General features: G+C 68.5%; 16 protein-coding genes. 9 read left to right on the forward strand and 7 right to left on the reverse strand.

Annotated features, from left to right (window positions below):
- The first annotated feature begins 501 nt into the window (after positions 1–501).
- Positions 502–837, forward strand: a complete 336-nt coding sequence (locus tag DAT35_RS21605) for a TerB family tellurite resistance protein (RefSeq protein WP_108069004.1) — start codon at positions 502–504, stop codon at positions 835–837.
- Positions 838–859: 22 nt separating this feature from the next.
- On the opposite strand, the gene DAT35_RS62115 is transcribed toward DAT35_RS21605, so the two are convergent.
- Positions 860–4,669 (reverse strand): DUF2135 domain-containing protein, encoded by a 3,810-nt coding sequence (locus DAT35_RS62115; RefSeq protein ID WP_304466064.1) that lies wholly within the window; start codon positions 4,667–4,669, stop codon positions 860–862.
- Between the two features lie 375 nt (positions 4,670–5,044).
- On the opposite strand from DAT35_RS62115, the gene DAT35_RS21615 reads away from it, so the two are divergent.
- The 4 genes from DAT35_RS21615 to DAT35_RS21630 all read left to right on the forward strand — a co-directional run bounded on the left by DAT35_RS21615 (position 5,045) and on the right by DAT35_RS21630 (position 7,458).
- Entirely contained in the window at positions 5,045–5,389 is a 345-nt protein-coding gene (locus tag DAT35_RS21615; RefSeq protein WP_108069005.1) for a hypothetical protein, read from the forward strand.
- Between the two features lie 210 nt (positions 5,390–5,599).
- Entirely contained in the window at positions 5,600–6,064 is a 465-nt protein-coding gene (locus DAT35_RS21620) for a hypothetical protein (protein WP_108069006.1), read from the forward strand.
- Positions 6,061–6,546, forward strand: coding sequence for a hypothetical protein (locus DAT35_RS21625; RefSeq protein WP_108069007.1), 486 nt, complete (start codon positions 6,061–6,063; stop codon positions 6,544–6,546). Before DAT35_RS21620 ends, DAT35_RS21625 begins: the two co-directional genes overlap by 4 nt.
- Before the next feature lie 315 nt (positions 6,547–6,861).
- The gene (locus tag DAT35_RS21630) at positions 6,862–7,458 is read left to right on the forward strand and encodes a dihydrofolate reductase family protein (RefSeq protein WP_233261620.1); all 597 of its coding nucleotides are present in this window, start codon (positions 6,862–6,864) and stop codon (positions 7,456–7,458) included.
- 151 nt (positions 7,459–7,609) lie between these two features.
- Here DAT35_RS21630 and DAT35_RS21635 read toward each other — a convergent pair whose 3' ends face one another.
- Complete coding sequence (locus DAT35_RS21635) at positions 7,610–8,386, reverse strand: alpha/beta hydrolase (protein WP_233261621.1); 777 nt, start codon at positions 8,384–8,386, stop codon at positions 7,610–7,612.
- Positions 8,387–8,617: 231 nt separating this feature from the next.
- On the opposite strand from DAT35_RS21635, the gene DAT35_RS21640 reads away from it, so the two are divergent.
- Positions 8,618–9,349 carry a class I SAM-dependent methyltransferase gene (locus tag DAT35_RS21640; protein ID WP_108069009.1) on the forward strand — a complete coding sequence of 244 codons (732 nt, stop codon included), beginning with the start codon at positions 8,618–8,620 and terminating at the stop codon, positions 9,347–9,349.
- A 64-nt stretch (positions 9,350–9,413) separates the two neighbouring features.
- Here the strand turns inward: DAT35_RS21640 and DAT35_RS21645 are convergent, their stop codons facing one another.
- The 4 genes from DAT35_RS21645 to DAT35_RS21660 form a co-directional block, all read right to left on the reverse strand.
- A complete protein-coding gene (locus DAT35_RS21645) occupies positions 9,414–9,608 on the reverse strand; it encodes a hypothetical protein (RefSeq protein ID WP_108069010.1) in 195 nt (64 codons plus the stop codon).
- Entirely contained in the window at positions 9,577–11,418 is a 1,842-nt protein-coding gene (locus tag DAT35_RS21650) for a hypothetical protein (RefSeq protein ID WP_108069011.1), read from the reverse strand. The genes DAT35_RS21645 and DAT35_RS21650 overlap by 32 nt, the downstream gene beginning before the upstream one ends.
- Positions 11,419–11,439: 21 nt before the next feature.
- Positions 11,440–12,156 carry a class I SAM-dependent methyltransferase gene (locus DAT35_RS21655; protein WP_108069012.1) on the reverse strand — a complete coding sequence of 239 codons (717 nt, stop codon included), beginning with the start codon at positions 12,154–12,156 and terminating at the stop codon, positions 11,440–11,442.
- A gap of 120 nt (positions 12,157–12,276) precedes the next feature.
- A complete protein-coding gene (locus tag DAT35_RS21660) occupies positions 12,277–13,758 on the reverse strand; it encodes a UbiA family prenyltransferase (protein ID WP_369945961.1) in 1,482 nt (493 codons plus the stop codon).
- A gap of 244 nt (positions 13,759–14,002) precedes the next feature.
- Between DAT35_RS21660 and DAT35_RS21665 the strand changes: the two genes are divergently transcribed.
- From DAT35_RS21665 to DAT35_RS21675, 3 genes are all read left to right on the forward strand, one after another.
- Positions 14,003–14,281 (forward strand): hypothetical protein, encoded by a 279-nt coding sequence (locus DAT35_RS21665; protein ID WP_158501817.1) that lies wholly within the window; start codon positions 14,003–14,005, stop codon positions 14,279–14,281.
- Between the two features lie 164 nt (positions 14,282–14,445).
- Complete coding sequence (locus tag DAT35_RS21670) at positions 14,446–16,206, forward strand: DUF4091 domain-containing protein (protein WP_108069014.1); 1,761 nt, start codon at positions 14,446–14,448, stop codon at positions 16,204–16,206.
- Between the two features lie 224 nt (positions 16,207–16,430).
- Positions 16,431–16,946, forward strand: a complete 516-nt coding sequence (locus DAT35_RS21675; protein ID WP_108069015.1) for a VOC family protein — start codon at positions 16,431–16,433, stop codon at positions 16,944–16,946.
- Positions 16,947–17,065: 119 nt separating this feature from the next.
- On the opposite strand, the gene DAT35_RS21680 is transcribed toward DAT35_RS21675, so the two are convergent.
- Positions 17,066–17,653, reverse strand: coding sequence for a hypothetical protein (locus tag DAT35_RS21680; protein ID WP_108069016.1), 588 nt, complete (start codon positions 17,651–17,653; stop codon positions 17,066–17,068).
- Positions 17,654–17,681 lie beyond the last annotated feature (28 nt).

The raw sequence follows: 17,681 nt of genomic DNA on the forward strand, positions 1-17,681 counted from the left end.
ATGACGAAGGTAATCCCTTGCACGAAAAGAGAACGCCCGGACCCCCATTTCGTCAAGGCTCGTCCTGCCATTCTTTGCTCATGCTGTCCGCGCGTCCCCGCGTGACTGGAAAACTCCGCTCCCTCGGGTCGAGACCCTGGAACCCCGCTGTATCTCAGGGAAAACGGCTCCCGTGTAGAGACGGGCAATCAAAGACTTGCAGGGTGCGCGGAGAGGGTTGTCAGGCTTTTGCCGGGCTGGCGGAGCTACGATTCCGCCGCCGGCACGGACTCGCGGTGCGGGTCTGCGGCCGACGCGTGCAAGGGATTGCTGGGAATGGAGGCTTTACACGGACCCGGCCCGAGGTGGAGGTGTCGGCCCGTGTGCAGGAGCCGAGATGGGGCCGCCGCCGGATGTATGCCGGAGGACGGAGACGCGAGCCGGCCGCGGTCCTGGAGATGGGAGCTGTCGGGCTTTACTGGCAGGCGCCGAACGGCGAGGCTGGTGCCACGGAGAACCTACATGGCAAGGCCCATCGCCGAAGACGACTTCAACATCGAGGTGCTCAAACTGATGCTCCAGCTGGCCTGGAGCGATGGTCAGATCGATCAGCAGGAGGTGGGCACCATCCTGGGCGCGGCGCGGAGCTGGGGTGTTCCGGAACTGGAGGTCGCCACCCTCAAGAAGGCCCTGGAGGGAACCGCCACGCCGCCGGCCCCGGATCTGGCGCTCCTGCGGGACCGCGCGGACGAGGTCTTCGAGGCGGCCCGGGCGCTCATCGCGTGCGATGGCCAGCTCCGGGCCGCCGAGACGGAGATGCTCGAGGAGCTGCGCATCATCCTGAGCCCCTCGCACTGAGCCGCGGGGGCCCGCGTCACGCTCACTCCTGCGTCTTCGCCACGGGCGTGGGAGCTGGCAACAGCTCCTCGCGCCGCAGCAACAGCCGTGCGTCCTTGTTGGGCAGGATGCGCACCTGGAAGCGCCGTTTGTAGTCGTCCTCCTTGGCGAAGGCGTCCCGGTCCGTCACCAGGAGCAGGGCCGTGGGGACCACGTACCGCTGCGAGTTGTTGCCGTAGTAGTGCACCAGCACGAAGTACGTGCCCGGCGCCGCCCGGCGTGCATGGTACAGCTCCGGCCCCAGTCCATCCGTGATGTCCCAGTGGAGCTGTCCGCCCAGGGACGTCTGCTTGTGCTGGTAGAAGCACTTCTCGCCGTTGGGTTCCATCACCCACAGGTCGATGTCCGTCCCGTCCGAGTTCCAGTGCGTGGTGAGCTGGTAGTCGATGGGACTCAACTTCTCGGCATTCCGCAGCTCGCGCAGCCGGGCCTCCAGCACCGCCGTCTCCTGCGCCAGCCGGGGGTGCTTCTGCAGCGCCGCCAGCATCCGGCCGTAGTGGTACACCGCCACCGTCTTCGTCTGCTCGTCGTGGCGCTTCCACGCGCGGGCCAGGACGATCTCCCAGTTGCGAGCCGCCTCCGCGGGCCGCCCCGCCGCGTCCAGCGCCAGGGCCTCCTCCAGGTAGGCCTGGGGCTCGAAGGGACGGTTGAGCCGCACATGCTCGAAGAGCTCCGTGGCGGCCGGGAACTGGCCGAGCGCCAGCAGCCCATAGCCCACCAGCCGCAGCGCCTCCGCGTCCTTCGGGCGCAGCTCCACCGGGGACGAGAGCGCCCGCACCGCGCCCCACGTGTCTCCCGAGAAGGCCCGCTTGCGCGCCACCGCCTCATACACCATCACGTCATCCTTGTTGGTGCGCCGCGCCTGCCGGTACGCCAGCTCCGCCTGCAGCCGCTCCTCGCCTCCCGCGTAGGGCTCGTCCCGCAGCGCCTGCGCCTTCATCCGCGAGCCCAGCTCCGCCTGCTTCGCTCCCAGTACCCGCAGCACCTCGCGGCCCGTGTCTGGCACGCCCTCCAGTGACAGCCCCAGCAGCTCGTCGCGCCGCTGGTCCTGCTGCTGCCGCCGCAGCGAGTCCAGGTCGGCGAGGTCCATCTGCTCGTCGCGCACCGCGTAGCGCACGTAGTCTCCCTCCGACTCCAGCACCAGCATGGAGGCTCGTGCGTTGGCCAGCCGGTAGTGCTGGCTGAGCGCCACCACCATCCGGTCCAGCTTCACGTCATCCAGCGCCACCAGTCGCGACACGAAGAGCTCCGCCCACGCTCGCGGGGCGAAGGCGCTGTCCTGCTCGCGCGGCAGCGGCACCGTCAGCGTGCGCTCCTCGCCCGCGGCCTGCGTCACCACCTCCAGCTCGGCCTTGCCCTCGCCCACCAATCGTCCGGCCACCTGTAGCTCCTGGCCGGGGAAGACGAGGCGCGGCCGTCCCGCCACCACCAGGTCCTTCACCTGCGCGCCCTTCACCCCCACCCGGGACAGCACCACCGAGGCCGCCCGGTGCGCCCGTGCCGCCGCATCCACCTCGGAGCCGGACAGTACGCTCACCACCCGGCCTCCGCCCGCCCGAGCCAGCGCGTCGAAGAGGTCCAGGTTCACCGCCGCTTCGCCGAAGCGGTAGCTCACCCAGCGCAGTGTCTCCGAGGCCGGGTGGCGCGAGATGAGCGCGTCTACGTTGCTCTGTCCCCACGTGACGTTTCCGTCCGAGAGCAGGAAGGCCGTCACGCGCCCGCCGCCCGCCGCCGGCTTCAGCCAGTCGCGCCCGGCCCGCTCCAGCTCCGTGAGCATGCCGTCCACGTTGGAGGCGCCCTCGAGGAAGACGTGCTCCAGCTCGGCGAATGTCTCCTGGCGGGACTCGGGCGTGTTGCGCCGGAAGCCCGGGCCGTGCAGCCAGCGCGGCCTCACATCGAAGAGGAGCACCGCGTACTCGGTGAGGCTCTCGTCCTTCTCCAGCAGCGCGCGCAGCAGGGACGCCTGAAGGGCCCACGCGTTGCCTTCCTCCACCGACAGCGAGGTGTCCACCACCAGCACCGCGCGCCCCGTGGGCGCTCCCTCGGTGCCGGCGGTGAGCCGCTCTGGCAACCGCACCCGCGTGTAGAAGGCCTGTCCTGGGAGGCCCGCCGGGTCCGTGCCCACCAGCATGTCCGCCTCGGCGCTCCGGGGCTTGAGCGCCACGTCCAGCGCACCGTCCCCTTGCAGCTTCGGCCAGTCCCACGTCTGCCATGTGCCGAGCGTGCGCGACGGGCCCGCCTCGGGACCCACCGTTACCTCGTCCGCCTGCCTCGGATCCACGTGCACGCGCGCCGATACCTTCAGCGTCTTGCCCGCTCCCGGCGGCAGGGGCCACGTGTAGCGCAGGTGCTGGCCGTCGAAGAGGAGCGTCTGCTCGTAGGCGACCACGACCCGCTTGAGGGACTTCGGCGGCAGCGGGAAGACGCGTGCACTGAAGGTCGACGCGCCCGCCCACTCCAGCAACGCCGGATCCACATTGCGGCGCACCACGTCCTCGTACACCTCGCGGGCGCGCTTCTGTTCGACGACGCGGGCCTCCTGAGGCTCGCCCCACGAGCGCTTCGCACCCGGTGGGCTTGGCGGGGCCGCCGCCACCAGTTCCTCCGGTTTCCCCGAGTCCCCCAGAGGGGGCAGCAGCTCCGAGGACTGGAAGAGCGAGGGCGAGTCCACTGCGACCGCTCCCGAATACAGCGCGAAGCCCGCCACCGTCGCTCCGCCCGGCAGTGGATAGTAGAAGGTGCCTTCCAACGCGCGGGAGGTGTTGTTCTCGAAGAGGTAGTCCACCACTGTGCGAGCGCGGGCGCCCTGGATGTACGTCACCACGCGCACGGCGCGGGCCACCAGTGGCTGGTAGCGGCCCTGCTCGTCCTGCACCAGCACCTTGGCCATGCGCGGCGCGGACTCCACCTTGGGCAGCACCGGCCGCGGCGGCTTGTCTGCCTTTGGCTTGTCCTCGGGCTTCTCCGGGGACGCGGCGTCCATCCGCGCGATGCTCTCACCCTGGGGTGGACCGCCCGCGGTGGATCGCTCCGAGGAGTTGCCCTTGATGATCTGGATGATCTCCCGCCGCTTCATCTCCAGCACCCGGGGACGCTCCTCGAGCTCCGTCGGGTCGGGGTCCCCCTGCACGTAGGCCTGGGGCATCACCTTCTTCCGGGGAGAAGGCGCCGCTTCCTTGGGTGCACCATCGTCCAACGAAGTGGCCGCCCCGGAACTGCCCGGTGGTTGCTGGCGGAAGAAGTTGCTTCCGCGCAGCTCATCGAGCTCGGCCTGGGCGAGCGCCTTCGCCGCAGGCGACACGCCCCTGGGGGCGGGTGCAGGCGCGGGAGCGGGTGGAGGCGGGGGAGGAGGAATCTCCGCGGGAGCGGGGGCCGATGTCTCCTGCGCCACGCGGCCCTCCATTTCCTCGGAGCCCAGGGACTCGTCCACCTCCTCCTCCCCGAACGTCCTGAGGTCGGGATGGGCTGGCCGTGGCCCATCGGGCCGCTGTCCTCCTATTGGCTGACCGTTGGGCCAGTTCGCCTGCTGCACGAGCCGGAGCAGCTCGTTCTCGGAGATGGCTTGAGGGTCGGCCACGGCGTCGCGCAACGCCGGGATGTCCACTGTCCCCGGGTCTGGCACGCCCGGTGCGGTGGTGGGGGCGGTGAGCCCGGCGCGGGCGAAGGGGGCCGGGTCTCCCTTGGGGACCTCGGGGGCCTGGGCCTTTTCGTCGGCCGGTGAGCTGCGCTTGCAGCCCGTCACAGTCAGGGCCGCGAGGAGGAGTCCGGTGAACAGGGCACGCGGGAGGGACATGGTGCCGCAGGTTAATTCACTCTCGGTCTGGCTGTGATGAGGGGGGCATCCACCGGCGAGGGATCCAAGGTGCCCCGGACACCAGAGAGGTGTCAGTCGCCGACCGTTCGGGAGTTCTCGTCGAGCACCCATTCATCTGATGTCGGAGGCGCCGGAGATGCCGGGCCTGTCGATGTACGCCGGCTGCCGTGTAGGAATGGTTGTGGGGCAAAGCAGTTGAAGTTGTAAATTCTCGAATTTCTTGAATGTCCGTTGGTTCAAAAAATCCCTTCCCCGGAGGGTTGGATGCGCGATGACGGGAGCGCACCAGATTCCTTCTCGAGCAGGTGAGCATCCGCTCCCCAGCTCACTCCCCCTATTGGAAAGGAATCGGACATGAAGAACGGACTCGGCTTCGCGTGTGTGTGCCTCCTCGGTGCGACGCTTGCGGTTGGATGCGGCGGTGTGCCCTCGGATGTCGAGGAAGAGGTGCAGCCAGATGCGTTGGTGGAGAGCTCGTCCCCCACGCCCGCTGAAGCGGAACCTGGCGAGCAGCAGGAGCCCGCGAATGATGGCACCGTCACGGCAGAGGCCGCGTGCTGCTTCGTCGCCTGCTCCGACGGATGGCACGGCCCATTCACGACTGTTAAGTATGGCAACTGCGGCAACTACGGCAGGTACTACTGTGGCCAGCACAAGAAGCCCTACGTGGGTGCGAAGTTTGCCGATTGTGGCTTGTAAGTGAGGTTCCAGCTTGAGCGAATGGGTGGGGCGGTTTTCTGCCCCCGTTGTGCTGGTTCCGCGGAGTGCTCATCGAAAGCCGGCGGGAGGGTCATCCGATTTTCCTGTAGACATGGCTCGGGTGTTCTCCACTCCGGATCCTGGTAGCGTGGCGGCGCCCGTTCCAACCAGGCCGGAGGTTGGGCCATCCCCGAGAGAAAGAGGGGGTCCATGTCCCGCCGAAAGAACGAGTCGCTCCCGAAGAACCGCGTGTTGCGGAACACCGTCTATCGCCTGCTGCTCGCCGCGCCCGCGCTCCCACTGCTCGCATGCCCCGGTTCAGAGGAGTGCGTGAGCGGGCCCATCACCCTGACGGCCGAGGGCATTCATCGCAATCCGGACGGGAGCCTCTCGTGCGACAACTGCCCCGAGCATCCCCAGGGAGCACCCCTGAGGACCTGCAATGAAGCCACGAGCGATGGGGGCACGAAGGTCGTCTGCACCTACGTCACGTGCTCCAACGATGGCCGGCGGCCGGAGGGACTCCTGGAGCCGAGGCCGGGGGAGGAGCTGGACTCCCTGCTCGGTGCCCTCCATGCCCATGTGGCCTGGCTGGAGGCGGCTTCCGTCCCGGCCTTCCTCCGGCTCGCCGATGAGCTCACCCTCCCCTCCACGGCGCTCCAGAGGCCCTGGTGAAGGCGGCACGCCGCTCGGCCGAGGACGAGGTCCGCCACACCCGCGTGATGCAGGCGCTCGCCCACCGCCACGGGGCTCGCATGCCCGAGGTGGACATCCGTCCCTTCCAGCCCCGCTCCCTGGAGGCCATGGTCACCGAGAACGCCGTCGAGGGCTGTGTGCGCGAGACCTTCGGTGCCCTGGTGACGGCCTGGCAGGCTCGCACCTCAGGGGATGCCGAGGTGCGGCGTGCGCTGGGTCCCATCTCTCAAGACGAGCTGCGCCACGCCGAGCTGGCCTGGGCCATCGATGACTGGGCCTCCGAGCGCCTCAGCCCCTCGGCGCGCGACCTCGTCCTCCAGGCTCGCCGCGAGACCCTGCGCATGTTGGAGCACGAGGTGGGCAGCCAGACACCTCCCGAGCAACTCGTGCGCGAGGCGGGAGTGCCCTCGCGTGAGCAGGCCCTGAACCTGCTCCACGGGCTGGCCGTGCTGGTTGCGTAGGCCGTACACCTCCCCAAAGTGCTGCTTGTCTTTGGACCGAGCCCGTGAGAATGTGCCTCGCGGCGCGGGCAACCGCGTCATCCATGATCTCTCTCCGCTAACACCTCCGCTCCGCGAAGCGACCCTCGAGCACGACGCCGCCCACCACCCTGGTTGGCGCGCTTTGTCCGTGCGTGTCGCCGTGAGCGAGCGGAACACCGTCCCAAAGCCAATCACAGGTCCTCGGGCCACCGGTCCGTGGGCCAGGAGTCTTCTCCCGCCGGGCGTCCTCGCGCTCGGTGGCACCCATTCGTGGCATCGCCAGCGGAGTTCCCTATGCAATCCCAGATGCGCAACCTCAAGTACCACGTCGCCGCGACCCTCGACGGATTCATCGCCCGCGAGGACGACTCCGTCGACTGCTTCCCCATGAATCTCTCGCCAGAGCACATCATGGATTACCTCAACAGCCTGGCGTCGGAATACGACACGGTGCTGATGGGCCGCGGCACCTACGAACCCGGGCTGAAGGTGGGGGTGACGGATCCCTATCCCTCCCTGGAGACGTATGTCTTCTCGCGCACCATGAAGGAGAGTCCGGACCCGCGCGTGCACCTCGTTCGGGAGGACGCCGTCGGCTTCGTGCGGGAGCTCAAGACGCGCCCTGGCAAGCAGACCGACATGAGCACCGTCATCCGGGCCGCCAAGATGACTGTCCCCAAGGATATCTACCTGGCGGGTGGTGGGCCCTTGGCGAAGTCCCTCTTCGACGCGGGCCTCATCGACGAGGTGATCGTCAAGTTGAACCCGGTGCTGATTGGCTCGGGCAAGACGCTCGCGCCGCAGCTGCCCCGGCAGGTCGAGCTCGAGCTCATCTCCACCAAGGCGTACCGAAACGGAATCGTGCTCCTGCAATACGCGGTCAAGCGCTGAGGCACGCGCCCGCCAGGGCATCCAGGAGCAGTCTGCCCTGGCACGCGGTCCCGGAGAAGCCGCGAGGTCCCGCCACCTGGCGATAGAGCCAGAAGTGTTTCAATGCATCCGAGAGGTTGCGACTGGCTGGCTGACAACGCCTGAGCTCGCGTTACCTCCCTGCCGGAGGGATGAACCATTCCAGCGCCTCGCGGGCGACGTCTGTCGGAACCGTGTGGACGCCATCGAACTCGCGGTAGCGCACCGCGTAACCTTCGTCCCGCATCTGCGCGCTGATGCTTCGGCCGCAGTTCTCGATGGGCAGCACCGGGTCCTTCACCCCGTGGGAGATGAAGAGCGCGGGTGTCCCGCGCAGCGCGGCGGGATCCAGGAAACCCGGCGAGAAGGCCACGACATGGGTGAACAGGTCTCCATTGGTGAGCCCCAGCGACAGCGCATATGAGGCCCCGTCGGAGAAACCCACGAGCGCGATGGACTTCGGGTCCACCGCGTAGTGCTCGAAGACGTACGCCAGTGCCTTGTCGATGAAGGCCACGTCCGCTTTGTACTTCCCCTCGGTGATGAGCTCCCACGTCCGGTCGCGCGAGTCCGGTGCGAGCAGCAGCAGCCCCGCCTCGTCCGCCCATCGCTCCCAGAGCTCGAGCGCATGGGATGCGTTGCTTCTCGAGCCATGCAACATCACCACCAGGGGCGCGGGCCGATCCGCCCGGTAGCCCCTGGGGACGTAGAGCAGCCCGTCACGCGTGCCGCCGAATCCGAGGGGCCGCGAGCCTCGCTCCGGCGGCAGCTCTCGATTGGGGCGCTGTGGACGTGCGTACAGCCGCCCATCCTTTTCTGCGTCGTGCGGCAGCGGCTCCTGCTTCGCTCGAAGGGCTCCAACCGTGAGGAGCGACGCGGACACGAGTCCCACGGCGAGCAGGACGAGCACGGGTCCACGCCCTCTCCAAGTGAGGCCGATAGGGGAGCGCATGGCAGCACTCTGCCCCAGGTGTCAGACGAGTCGTAGGGGATCGGAACGAATCCTCTGACACCTTTCGTGGACGCGGGGCCGGAATCCCCGCCGATTCCGCCTGAATCCCCGCTCTCCCGCGCGCGGCGCCTCCGACGCATCTTCCGGCAAGACAGTCGCCCACCCCTTCCGGGCGGGCCGGAGATGCCCATGCATTCACACGAGAATCATTCCCACGAGAATCATTCCCACGCGGCGCCCCAGCGCAATTTCGGACCCGAGCGAGCCGCCCAGTACGACACCCAGGCCACGACCTGGTTTATCGGCACCCAGGCGATGCACGAGGCGATCGCCTCGGTGCTGGCTGCCCTGTTGGACGGCCAGGACACGGCCTCGGTGCTGTCCGTGGGCGTGGGAACGGGACTGGAGCTGTTGCCGTATGTGAAGCAGGGCGCTCCGGGCTGGCGTTTCACGGGCGTGGACCCTTCTCCCGACATGCTGGCCGTAGCGCGCACCCGGCTCGCCACCGCCGGCCTCCTGGAGCGCACCCACCTGCATGTCGGCACCCTGGACTCCCTGCCCGAGGGTCCTCGGTTCGACGGGGCGCAGATGATCGGGGTCCTGCACCATGTGGGGGACGAGGAGGGCCGTCTGGCGCTGCTGCGCGAGGTGGTGCGGAGGCTCAAGCCCGGGGCACCCTTCGTCTTTGGCTGCCGCGTGGGAATGGACCCCGTGCTCACGGCCGTGGAGGCGCATCGGCTGCGGTGGGCCGGGGCTCCGGCCGAGTTCACGACGCACATGGCCCAGGGACTCGCGAGCCTGAAGGTGCCCGAGTCCGAGGCGGCGATCGCCTCGCTGCTCGCCCGGGCGGGACTGGAGCCCCCTCGTCAGTTCTTCGCCGCGATGCAGTTCAGGGTGTACCTGACGCGTTCAGCGTCTTGAGCAACCGGCGTTCGTGGATTCCCCCTCGGACATGCGCCATCCCCTGGCGGGGGGGATGTTGGGTCTACAGCCCCAGCACCGCGCACCACCAGTCGAGGATGGTCCTCACACCCTGGTTGCGGTCCTCGGTCCAGGAGGCGATGGCGTAGGTGACGCTGCCAGCCAGCACGAGGCCGGACCAGAGCCAGGGGAGCCAGCGCGGGGTCTCCGCGGCCTGGTCCGTGTCGTCAGCGGAGGATTCTGCGAAGCTCGAGTCCATCTTCCGTCTCCTCCTTGGCGAGGGTTTGCGAGGCGATGCCCGCCAGCTCCTTGTTCAGGGTCGCTGACTTGCCGACCACCAGGGTGGGCCGCAGGCGCTGCACGGCTTGCAGGAGGCTCTCCTGATTGGCGCTGTGCCCCATGACGCGGTTGCTCAGGTTTGGCTTCCACAGCGAGGCCACGAAGGCCACCCCCGAGGTGTACAGCACGACGTCATCGTCCTGGAACCGGGAGGACAGGTTGCTGAGGAACTCGCCCTGGAACGGGGGCTGGGAGCTCGGGGTGTGCAGGGTCGCGAGCTGGCGCGCCTCCTCTGGCTTCATGTACGCGAAGCTCGCGGTGCTGAACACGCACCAGGCCAGGCTCGCCACCCAGAGGACTCCCGCGGTGGCGCGCGCGGCGCGGGGCAGGCGCCAGAGCAGCGCCCCCAGGGCGACCGCGGCGAGCATCGGCACGTGCAGCGAGTAGCGCTCGTATTGGCGGCCGGGGTCCAGCACGTGCAGCCCCACCACCAGCAGGACGAACCATGTCAGGGGCGTGAGGCGGCGGGCCCGGTAGGACTCGACGGCGCCGAGCACCCCGGCGGTGAGCAGCGAGGGCAGCAGCAGGGCCAGCCACAGCGGGCCGAAGCCGGCGAAGTTGGTGTCGAAGTTGTAGAGCGGCCCGCCGAACCACGTCTTGGCTTCGAGCCACGCATAAAGCCAGCGCTGCACGGGCGTGAAGTCACTCGGCGGGCCGTGCCACGTGGTGACGATGGCGGGATCGAGCCGGCCGGGCAGTTGGAGGGGGCCCACCTTGAGGATGAAGGGCCAGAGCGGGTTGCCGTACAGGAAGATGTTGCGGACGAACCAGTGGCCGCCCAGCAGCAGCAGGGCCGCGCCCACCACCGCCGCCAGCCCCACCACCTGACCCTTGCGGAGCTTCTGGCGCCAGGCGAACAGCGCCGTGGCCGCGGCTGGCATCGTGGCCCCCATGTAGGGCCCCGTCAGCTTGCAGCCGGCCAGGATGCCGCCGATCACCACGGTGATGAAGAGGCCGGAGCGGGAGCCCTTCGCGGCCAGGAAGATGCCGGCGAAGACCATGCAGACCAGCGACGCGTTCGCCACGTCGATGTACGCGGTCTTGAGCTGGCAGATGACCATGGGCACCTGGAACGGGATGAGCGCCAGGGTGGCGGCCGGCTCGCGGGCCACGCCCAACCGGCGGCCCAACAGGTAGAGCGCGACGCACGTGCCGGGCAGGAACAGCGGCTGCACCAACTCCACCCATTGAATCGACCCGGTGAGGATGACGAAGGTGGTGCCGACGATCTCCAGCGATTTGGGGTAGGCGTTGATGTAGTCGATTTTGTCCGCCACCGGGAAGGGCCCCAGGTCTCCCGTCTGGAAGGCGTGGACCATGAAGGGCAGGTGGTAGAAGTAGTCGTCCCACCCGAAGGACGGGAGCTGGGCGGCCAGCAGCGTCCATCCCATCAGCAGCGCGGCCACCACCGCCGAGATGCGGAAGAGCGGGCTCCGGGGCCACTCGATGGCCCGGAGGGCGCGCAGGTCCTCACGCAGCTCCGCCAGGGCCCCGTGCCGGGCGAGGGCCGCGGCGGCGAGGGCGAGCGCCGAGCCGAGCAGCACCGGCTTGCGCAGCAGCCCCACGGCGCCGAGCACCGTCGGCAGGGCCACCGCCAGCCCGAGCAGGGCCGACCAGATGAGGAGCAGGCGCTCGGCCCCGCGAGGCTCGGGAGCGACCCAGAGGCTGATGCGACGGGCCGCTAGGAACAGGGCGGCCAGGTAGAGACCGATGAGTAGCAAGGAGAGCATGGCGAAGCGGAGAGGCCAGGCTCAGGGCCGACGCGTGCAGATGAGCAGGACGTGGGGGTAGGGCAGATAGTCGTCCAGGTGGCGGATGCGGACGTCGAAGCCCACCTCGCGCAGCAGGGTCGCCCAGTCCTCGTGGTGGCGGTAGCTGAGCTGATCCTCGGGAGCCATCACCCGGTCCAGCAGCCAGGTGAAGCCCAGCTTGTGCGCGGGGAAGGTGGTGATGTCCTTGACGAGCAGGGTCGCTCCCGGCTTCAGCCGCCGGTGGAGATCCTCGAGCACGGTGCGGTGGGCGTCATACGGGACGTGGTGCAGCACATCGAGCGCGTAGGCGGCGTCGAACGTCTGGGTCTCCGGCAGCTCGCGCACGTCCGCGACCTCGAAGCGGGCGGGCAGGTCCATCCGGCTGGCCATGTCGCGCGCCATCTGGATGCGCTTCTCGTTGCGGTCCACGCCGAAGAGGGTCCGCTCCCGCGAGCTCGCGGCGAAGTAGCCGGCGAAGAGGCCGAAGCCGCACCCCAGCTCGAGGATGCTGCCGCGCTCGGGCAGCAGCACGTCCATCACGCCCAGGATGCGCGCCCGGATGATGGTGAAGCGCAGCAGGCTGTAGACGCGGGGCACGGGTGGGTAGCAGGCCGCGATGCGTGCCAGCAGCCCGGTACGCTCCTCGTACTCGCGGCGGTTGGTCCGCTCGTCCGGTGCTTCGGGGGGGGTGGGGCGCACGGCTCTGGCTGGATTCATGCTCGCATCCTGCTGGGTGACGCACGGGGCGACGCCGGTTCCTTCGGGGACGTGGCGGGCTCTGCTAACTACTGGACGTTCCTGGGAATTACCAGCCCCCCGCCCCTTGCTTGGCCCTGCTTAGTAGGCAGCCGCCAGGAGCACTCCCGCGGCGAGGAGCCCCACCGCGTAGCTCACCTTGTCCTTGAGGGCGAAGATGACGGGGTCCTCGTTCACCTGGCCGCGGTGGGCCAGCAGCCACACGCGCCCCACCCAGTACATCATCACCGGGCACAGCAGCCACAGCCGCTCCGGGTGGAGGTAGAGCACCGTCACTTCCTTGCTGGTGATGTAGAGGGCGAGCACCAGCACGGACAGGTAGCCGCTGGACACGCCCAGCATGGCCAGCTGCTCGTAGTCCCCGGCCACGTACCCGCGCCCTGGCGCCCCCGCCTCGTTGGCCAGCCGCAGCCGCCGCACCTCGCTCAGCCGCTTCACCAGCGCCAGCGACAGGAAGAGGAACATGGAGAAGGTGAGGAGCCAGCTCGAGGTCGGCACACCCACCGCCAGCGAGCCGCCGAAGATGCGCACGGTGTACAGCCCCGCCAGCAGCAGCACGTCCAGCATCACCACCTGCTTGAGGTGGAACGAGTACGCCACGGTGATGACGTAGTAGGTGGCCAGGAGCGCCAGGCAGGCCCGGGGCAGCAGCAGGGCCACCGCCACTCCGGAGCCCAGCAGCACCGGCGCCAGCAACAGCCCCGTCCGCACCGAGAGGGCTCCCGAGGCGAAGGGCCGCCGGCGCTTGGTGGGGTGCTTGCGGTCCGAGTCCAGGTCCAGCAGGTCGTTCAGCACGTACACGCTGGAGGCGCACAGGCTGAAGGAGATGAAGCCCAGCACGGCTTGCAGGAGCATCGGCAGGGATTGCGCCTTGTGGGCGGCCAGCAGGGACACGAAGACGAGCACGTTCTTGGCCCACTGGTGCACCCGCAGCGCCTTGATGAGCGCGCGCGGCCCCAACACGGAGGTGCCGCTGGGGCGGGCCTCCTCGAAACCCTCTCCCCCCGCCTCGCGCAGCCGGGCCTCGCGGCGTGCCCCGGAGAGCACCTGCGTCCCGTCGCTGCCGTGCACCGCATCGAAGAGGCCCAGGTGCGCGGCCACCGCCTCCGCGACCCGCTGATCGGCGACCGTGGCCAGCACCAACCGGCGCCCGCGGGCCTTCTCCTCGCGCAGGTGCGCGACGAGCGCCTCGTCATAGGGTAGCCGCGTCACGTCGAGCTCCACCCGCCGCGCCACCTCGGCGCGCAGGAAGGCGGGGCCCTTGAACATCCACCCGAGGACCGCGAACGCCAGCAGCGGGTGGCGCTTCAGCAGCCGCAGGAGTCCCTCGTGCAGCGTGTTCGTGCGCGCCAGGACGCCCTCCAACTCGACGGCGAGCGGGGGATGGGCCTGCTGGGACTCGGGGGCGGCGAGAGAGGGAGAAGACACGATGGGCGGGCCGATGTGGAGCGCGAGAAGCGGCGCAAGATAGCGCAGCCGGTAGTGCCCTGGCGATACTGTGGGAGCAAGCGCCCAGGCGAGAAGCTCGCGCGCCTGGTGCGCATGGGAAGGACGGGGCCGCACGGACTCGGCTCCCGTGGGCTTGAAGCCGGTGCACTGAAATCCACACGCCCCGTTCGCTCACCCGCTCGCGCGAACCTGCTCCGCGCGGGCCCGGCGCTCAGGGAAACCACCTAGGCCCGAGAGGCCCGTGCTCTGACTCCTCGGAGGGGGCGGGGTCGATCTGCCCTGTGGGGAGGGGGGCGTCTTCCCCTCGCTCACCGTGGACCATGATGTCAGAGTCACGCTGGAGGTCGAGAGCCGCACGGTGTCCGGGAGCATCCTGCTCAATGGCGCGCCCATCATCGGCGCCACCTGCGAGGCCATGCGCCCGACCGTCCTCTTCCGGGACACCTCGACGGGCAAGGAGGTCTTCATTCCCAGCTCGTGCGACCCCAACGTCGAGTTGAGCTTCAGTGGACGGGTGTATGTGGGCACATACGAGGTCTGGAGCAAAGACGGCCTGACCGCTGGCGAATCGCTCCTCCTGCCGTCGCTCCAAGTGACGTCCGACATCTCCGACCTCACCCTGGACGTCCAGAAGTAGGCCCCCCTTTCGCATTTCGGGGTTCGAGCCAGGCGATGCTCCAGGCTGCCCGGAGAAGGGGCGGCCGGGGTCGCGGTTGCTCGCCTCGCCGTCACTCCCTCTGTTCACATTGCACCCATGGGCAGGACGACGCGGGCCGAAATCATTCCCATGGTGAACACATCATGAGAGCCTTCGCGTGTGTTCTAGGTGTGTGGGTATTGGCGCTCGGACTGCCCGCCAGGGCTGGCCCCGATCCATCCGTGTGGGGTGTGAGCGCCATGGAGAAGGTGCAGCCCCAGACGGCACCGGGGAGCAGCTCGAGCGTGCGCCTGTTCGCCGCGCGCAACGAGTTCGTCTCCTTCCAGGTGGGACTGCACGGAGGGGACTCGGGGTGGAGCGGGGTGAGTGCGAGCCTTCCCGCGCTGGAGGGCCCCATGCGCATCGAGGGGGCCGACATCGTCCTCTACCGGGAGACGTTGCTGCACGTCACCCATCCCACCATGCCGTATTCGAAGGTGGGGTGGTGGCCGGACGGACTGGTTCCGGACGTCGACGAGACGGTGGGCGAGAAGCGCCAGGCCTTTCCCATGGACGTTCCCGCGAATGAGTCGCGCGCCCTCTGGGTGGACGTGCACGTGCCGATGGACGCGCCCCCGGGCGAGTACTACGGCACGGTCGAGGTGGTGGGGGCGAACGGGTACCGCCTCCAGGTGGACGTGGCCCTCACCGTGGTGGACTGGGTGATGCCGAGCACGTCGTCTCTCCGGACGAGCTTCCTCGTGTGGACGCCCAGCGTGTGCCAGGCCTTCACCGGACAGAGGGAGTGCTCGCGAGAGGATCAGCTCCGGTTGCTGTCGTACTTCCAGAAACTGGGGCTCGAGCACCGCATCACGTTCGTCAGCCGTTTCGATCCCCAGGACATTCCGGACTGGCCCACCTTCGAGCAGTGGTGGGGTCCATTTCTCTCGGGGACCGCGCCCCTGCGCCTGCCCGGTGCGAAGATGACATGCGTGGAGTACGCGGGCCCCCCCACTCCCGAGCAGCTCAAGGAATTCGAAGCCGAGACGGGAGCTCGCGGCTTGCAATCCCTTTCCTTCTTCCCCGTGGGCGACGAGCCCCCCTGGAACAGCACATACGACGAGGTGCTCGCCCACGCCAGGTTGTCGCGGCAGGTGGCGCCGAATCTGCGCACGATGCTCACCATCTGGTCGATCGATGAGCTGGATCGGCGGGGACTGACCGACCTCATCGACATCGGCGTGGTGATCGTTGACTACCTCTACAAGTCGCCGGGGAAGCCCGAGGCGGAGGGGAGGGGCCTCTCCCGCTATGAAGCCTTCCTCCGCCGGCCCAACCGGGAGCTGTGGATCTACCAGAGCTGTGGCACCCACGGTTGTGGCGGTGTCAGGTCGGAGAACGTGCCGGGGCAGGGCTGGCCGTCGTACATGGTGGACGTCTCACCCGCGAAGGCACGTGCCCTGGAGTGGATCTCCTTCCAGGTGGGCGCGACGGGCGAGCACTATTACCAGGTGGCGGAGATGCTCTCCTCGGCGTGGACGGACCAGTACAAGTATGGGGGCAATGGCGACGGGACGCTCGTGTACCCGGGAACGGTCTCCGTCATCGGTGGAACCACCAGTGTGCCGTTGCCTTCTCTGCGGCTGAAGCTCATCCGCCAGGGCATGCAGGACTACGAGTGGCTGAAGCAGGTGCGTGACTCGGGGGATCCGGCGTTCGCGCAGGCCGTGGCGCGAGATCTCGTCCGCGCTCCCTGGCTCGTGCCCGACGACGGCGACTCCTTCGAGCGGGCCCGAGTGCTCCTCATCCAGCGCTACCTCATGCTCATCGGCGCCGAGATCCCCGAGTCCGTGGACGCCTATCTCTCCGAGCACCCCGGCAGGCCTCCGCGTGACGAGATCGCGCCCGTGCGTCTGGGTGAATGATGCGCGGTGGGCATCGCCTCCCTCCCGTGGCCTGCTGCCCCCAGGGACGGGGCAGCCGGGTTGGGAGGCTGCCTGTCCAGTAGGCGGGCCGTTGGTTCGGCTCGCTTATCAGCTCCCCATGCATGGGGAGCTGGCGCGGATGGACGGCATGCCGTTCGGCAGCGAGCGCCCCATCCATAGCCGTGACGGGTTCAAATCCTGCCCACTGCGAAGGAGTGAGAGAGATGTCGAAGATCACCCCCTGCCTCTGGTTCGACGGCAAGGCCGAGGAGGCCGCGAAGTTCTACGTCTCGCTGCTGCCCAATTCCCGGATCGACAAGGTGATGCGCTCGCCCGCCGACAACCCGAGCACGCCTGCGGGGGCGGTGCTGACGGTCGAGTTCACGCTCGCTGGGCAGCCGTTCATGGGCCTCAACGGCGGCCCCGAGTTCCATTTCACCGAAGCGGTGTCCTTCACCATCGAATGCGAGGACCAGGCCGAGGTGGACCGGCTGTGGGAGGGGCTGGTGCAAGGCGGCGGCTCGCCCGGGCCCTGCGGCTGGCTCAAGGACCGGTTCGGCCTCTCGTGGCAGATCGTCCCGCGGGTCCTCCCCCAGATGATGAGCGATCCCAATCGCGAGGCCGCGGCCCGCGTCATGCAGGCCATGATGAAGATGGGCAAGCTCGACATCGCGGCCCTCATGCGCGCCTATGAGGGCCAGGCCGGTGAGGCCTACGGCGCCCAGCCCGAGTTCCATTAGCCCTCTGCGTCTTGCTCGCATCGAACTCGGTGGCTTCCAGCCGCCTGGTGAACGGGATGGCTGAAGCTGGCGCCAACCTCCCCCCTCCCGCCGGGAGGGGGACAGGGGGAGGGTACACGTCACCATGTTCCATCATCCGGTCGCAGTCTCGCGCCGAAGGAGAGCAGGAGGTTGTACACCGCCGAGTACAGCTTCGCACTGGTGTACCCTGAAATCATGTGAAGCCACGGGGGCTGCGGGTCCAGCACCACGGTCTGCGCGTCAGGGGCCGTGGTCATGAGCTCGAACCACGGCTCGTAGGGACTCGGAGGTCCGATGTCGCGTCCGCCCAGCCGGAGGAGCTGCTCGTGAACTTCGAGCGGAGCGGGGGTGTTTCCCTCGAATTCGAAGCGCTGCCTGAACCTCATCCGATCCAGCGGCTCAACGGGGGTCTGCTTTCCGCCCAGCTCCGTCAGGGCGCGACACAGACGCAGGTAGGCCGGATGTTCATAGCGGGGGTCCTCGGGGTCCACGATGAGCTCGCGGACCTCGAGCACGCGCTCGCCCGGCACGATGCTGATCATCAGCCTTGGCTTGACCTCGACATGAAACCCGGCGGGGTGCTCGACCAACGACACCGGGCAACCGAGCTTTTCGGTCAACCTGTCCCGGACGAGCGTCATGGGTGGCACTTCCGCGAGGGAGACGTAGTCGAGGCAGATGCCCATCGATGGTCCTCGGCGAGCAGCGTCCTGA

Source organism: Vitiosangium sp. GDMCC 1.1324 (assembly GCF_003044305.1).
Classification (GTDB): domain Bacteria; phylum Myxococcota; class Myxococcia; order Myxococcales; family Myxococcaceae; genus Archangium.